The 3900-nt window shown below is 74.9% G+C and carries 3 protein-coding genes; 2 read left to right on the forward strand and 1 reads right to left on the reverse strand.

Annotated features, from left to right (window positions below; genetic code table 11):
• Positions 1–18: 18 nt before the first annotated feature.
• Positions 19–1254 (reverse strand): extracellular catalytic domain type 1 short-chain-length polyhydroxyalkanoate depolymerase, encoded by a 1236-nt coding sequence (locus ACJOT3_RS33280; protein ID WP_406977108.1) that lies wholly within the window; start codon positions 1252–1254, stop codon positions 19–21.
• Between the two features lie 234 nt (positions 1255–1488).
• Here ACJOT3_RS33280 and ACJOT3_RS33285 point away from each other — a divergent pair, with 234 nt between their 5' ends.
• A complete protein-coding gene (locus ACJOT3_RS33285; protein WP_406977109.1) occupies positions 1489–2316 on the forward strand; it encodes a 3-hydroxybutyrate dehydrogenase in 828 nt (275 codons plus the stop codon).
• On the forward strand, positions 2301–3900 hold a 1600-nt coding region (locus ACJOT3_RS33290), incomplete at its 3' end, for a helix-turn-helix domain-containing protein (RefSeq protein WP_406977110.1). The genes ACJOT3_RS33285 and ACJOT3_RS33290, both read left to right, overlap by 16 nt.

Genomic DNA, 3900 nt, shown 5'->3' on the forward strand with positions numbered 1-3900 from the left:
CGCCGTTCTCCCGGGGGGTCAGCAGGCGCCGGGGGTGTTCTTCCAGTACCCGGGCGAGGTCTCGGTGAGGGAGGTCGTCACGAAGACGTTCCACAGGCCGAGCGCGTCGTCGGAGCCGACGGCGTAGGTCTGGCCGAGCCGCTGGACGGCGCGGCCCGCCTGGACGTGGGCGTAGTTGGTGGCGCGCACGCACTCACCGTCCGGTCCCTCGGTCGGCGGGTCGGTCGGCTCCTCCGTGGGCGGATCGGTGGGCTGGGGCCCGGTCCCGTCGCCCAGCCCCCAGAACTGCGCGGTGTACCCCGTGGAGCAGACCGAGGCCAGGAAGTACGCGCCCGCCGTGCCGCAGCCCGAGGCCGGGTCGACCGGGGTGCCGTGCCCGAGCCCGGACACCGAGTAGTGCGCGACCCGCGCCGAGGCGGCGTCGGACCCGCCGTAGTAGGACGCGGTGGTGGACCCCGGCAGGGACTCGGTGGCGGTGGGGGTCTCGGCGATCCCGTGCACGTTGGTCCACTGCCGCACGCCGCCGGTGCCGTTGGCGGGGGCGACGGTGGTGTCGGAGGTGCCGTGCCAGACGGCCACCCGCGGCCAGGGGCCGGTCCACCCGGGGTTCTTGGCGCGGACCTTGGCGCCCCACTGCTGCGCGGTCTGGGTCTTGCCCGGGTTCATGCAGGTGAAGGCGTCGACCATGCTCGTGGCGCAGCCGGTGGGGACCCCGGCGACGATCGCGCCCCCGGCGAAGAGGTCGGGGTAGGCCGAGAGCACCTCGCTGACCATGGCGCCGCCGGCGGACAGGCCGGAGGCGTACACGCGCCCGGGGTTCAGGCCGTGGGCGGACACGGTGTGCTCCACCATGGAGCGGACCGAGCGGGCCTCCCCGGAGTCGCGGGCCACGTCGCCGGGCTCGAACCAGTTGAAGCAGCGGCTGGCGTTGTTGGCGGTCTTCTGCTCGGCGTAGGCGAGCGCGAACCCGCCCGTGTCGGCGGCGCGGGCCCAGCCGGAGTGCTGGTGGTAGGCGGCGGCGTCCTGGGCGCAGCCGTGGAAGAGCACCACCAGGGGCGCGTCGGCGGGGAGCCCGTCGGGCACGTACGTGTACAGGGACAGGTTGCCGGGGTTGGTGCCGAACGAGGCGACGGGGGTGAGGGTGGCGGCGTGGGCGCGGGGCGCCAGGGCGGTCAGCAGGGCGGCGGCCGTGACGAGGACGGTGGCCAGGGCGAGGGCGAGGGGTACCCGCGCCCGGCGGGCGGCGGAGTCCATGGGGGTTGCCTCCAGGGGATACGGCGTGAGCGGGGGGTTCGGCCGAACCGTTGCCCGGACCTTAACGCGCGTGTGACGCGCACGACATGTAGCGGAGACCCCGATCACACACCCCTGTCCAGTGCGAACCCCACAGGGGCACCCCGGGGCATGGCCCATGTCCACATGTGCGAGCCGGTTGGTGTGTATCCGCCTCCTATCCCCCGGCCGCGCGGGCGGGCCTACGTTGCTGCCATGACGACGCACGAGTTCCCGGCGGGTACGGCGCGGCGCGCGCCCGCACCCCCCTCCCCCCGGCCCGCGGAGCACACCGCCCGGGTCGACCTGACCGGTAAGACCGCCTTCGTCTCCGGTGCCGCCAGCGGTATCGGCCGGGCCTGTGCCCTGCGGCTGGCCGACGCGGGCGCCGCCGTGCGGCTGGTCGACGTGAACGCCGACGCCCTGGCCGACCTCGCCGACCGGGGTGTGGGCGATCCGGTCGTGCTGGACCTGACCGACCTGGACGCCGCCGAGGAGGCCGCCCGGGGCGCCGACATCATCGTGAACAACGCGGGTGTGCAGACGGTGTCCCCGGTGCAGGACTTCCCTCCCGAGCGGTTCTCGTTCATCCTTCGTCTCATGGTCGAGGCGCCGTTCCGGGTGGTGCGCGGAGCCCTGCCGCACATGTACGGGCGGGGCTGGGGGAGGATCGTCAACATCTCCTCCGTGCACGGGCTGCGCGCCTCGGCCTACAAGTCGGCGTACGTGACGGCCAAGCACGGGCTGGAGGGCTTCTCCAAGGTGGTGGCGCTGGAGGGCGCCCCACACGGGGTGACCTCCAACTGTGTGAACCCGGGCTACGTGCGCACGGCGCTGGTGGAGAAGCAGATCGCGGACCAGGCGGCGGCGCACGGCATCCCCGAGGAGCGGGTGGTGTCGGAGGTGCTGCTGGCGCGGACCCCGCTGAAGCGGTTGATCGAACCGGAGGAGGTGGCCGAGCTGGTCGCCTACCTGTGCGGTGACGACGCGTCGTACATCAACGGGGCGTCGCTGCCGGTGGACGGAGCATGGAGCGCGAGCTGAACACGACCCCTTCCCGCACGGACTCGCCCGGGGACGACCCGACGGGCGTCGCCGGCCAGGCCCTCTTCCTGGACCTGCTGCTGCGCGACGCCCCGGCGGTGGAGTACGAGCGCCCGGTCCTCCAGGCCCGTGCCCGGGGCGCGGACCCGGAGGTGGTGGCGGCCCTGGAGGCGGCCAAGCTGACGGCGCTGCGGGTGCGGTCGGTGATGCGGGACCGGCGGCGGCGCGAGTCGGAGCTGAGCGCGCTGTTCGAGACCGCCAACGACCTGGCGGGGATGCGCAGCCTGGACCAGGTGCTGCGGGCGATCGTGGAGCGGGCGCGCAACCTGCTGGGCACGGACGTCGCGTATCTGACGCTGAGCGACCCGGAGGCGGGCGGCACCGTGATGCGGGTGACGTCGGGGTCGGTGTCGGCGTCGTTCCAGCAGTTGCGGCTGGGTGCGGGCAAGGGTCTGGGCGGGCTGGTGGCCAAGACGGCGCTGCCGTACGTGACGGCCAACTACTTCGCCGACCCGCGGTTCGCGCACGCGGAGAACATCGACCACGCGGTGCGCGAGGAGGGCCTGGTGGCCATCCTGGGGGTGCCGTTGAAGATGAACGGCCGGGACGTGGGGGTGCTGTTCGCGGCGAACCGGCGGGAGCGGCCGTTCGCGCACTCGGAGGTGGCGCTGCTGTCGTCGCTGGCGACGCACGCGGCGATCGCGATCGACAGCGCCAACCTCATCGACGACACCCGGCGGGCGCTGGACGAGCTGCACACCGTCAACGAGCGGTTGCAGCGGCACACGGCGTCGGTGGAGCGGTCGGCGGCCGCCCATGACCGGCTGACCGACCTGGTGCTGCGCGGCGGCGGGGTGCGGGAGGTCGCGGCGGCGATCGCCGAGGTGCTGGGCGGGTCGGTGACGGTGCGGGACGTGACCACGGACGTGACGGTGACGGCGACCCCGCAGGGGTCGGTGACCGAGCGCTCGCATCCGCCGGAGCCGGACGAGGCGGTGGAGGAGGCGGTGCGGGCGGCGCTGGCGAGCGGCCGCGCGGTGCGCGCCGGGAACGCCTGGGTGGCGTCGGCGGCGGCGGGCAGCGAGCCGCTGGGGACGCTGGTGTTGCGCGGGGTGGAGCTGGACGAGACCGACCAGCGGGTGCTGGAGCGGGCGGCGATGGTGACCGCGCTGCTGCTGCTGATCCGGCGTTCGGTGAGCGAGACCGAGCACCGGGTGCGCGGCGACCTGCTCAACGAGCTGCTGGAGACCCCGGCGCGCGACCCGGCGTCGCTGCGGGAGCGGGCGGCGCTGCTGCACGCGGACCTGGACGCCCCGCACGTGCTGGTGGTGGCGGAGGCGCCGGGCGCCGACCCGGGGCGGTTGCGGTCGGCGGCCACGCACGTGGCCGAGACCACCGGCGGCCTGGCCGGGAGCCGGGCGGGCCGACTGGTGCTGGCGCTGCCGGGGACCGACCCCAGGACGGCGGGGCGGCGGGCGGCCGAGGAGCTGGCGCTGGCGGCCGGGGGCGCGCCGGTGACGGTGGGGCTGGCCGGGCCGACGGGCGGCCCGGAGCAGTTCCTGTCGGCGTTCTCGGAGGCGGCGC

The sequence above is a fragment of the Nocardiopsis protaetiae genome (assembly GCF_045446735.1).
Classification (GTDB): domain Bacteria; phylum Actinomycetota; class Actinomycetes; order Streptosporangiales; family Streptosporangiaceae; genus Nocardiopsis; species Nocardiopsis protaetiae.

Excerpts from the sequence above, each read along its gene's own strand:
- ACJOT3_RS33280 (WP_406977108.1), bottom strand. The coding sequence starts at position 1,254 with ATGGACTCCGCCGCCCGCCGGGCGCGGGTACCCCTCGCCCTCGCCCTG.
- ACJOT3_RS33285 (WP_406977109.1), top strand. The coding sequence starts at position 1,489 with ATGACGACGCACGAGTTCCCGGCGGGTACGGCGCGGCGCGCGCCCGCA.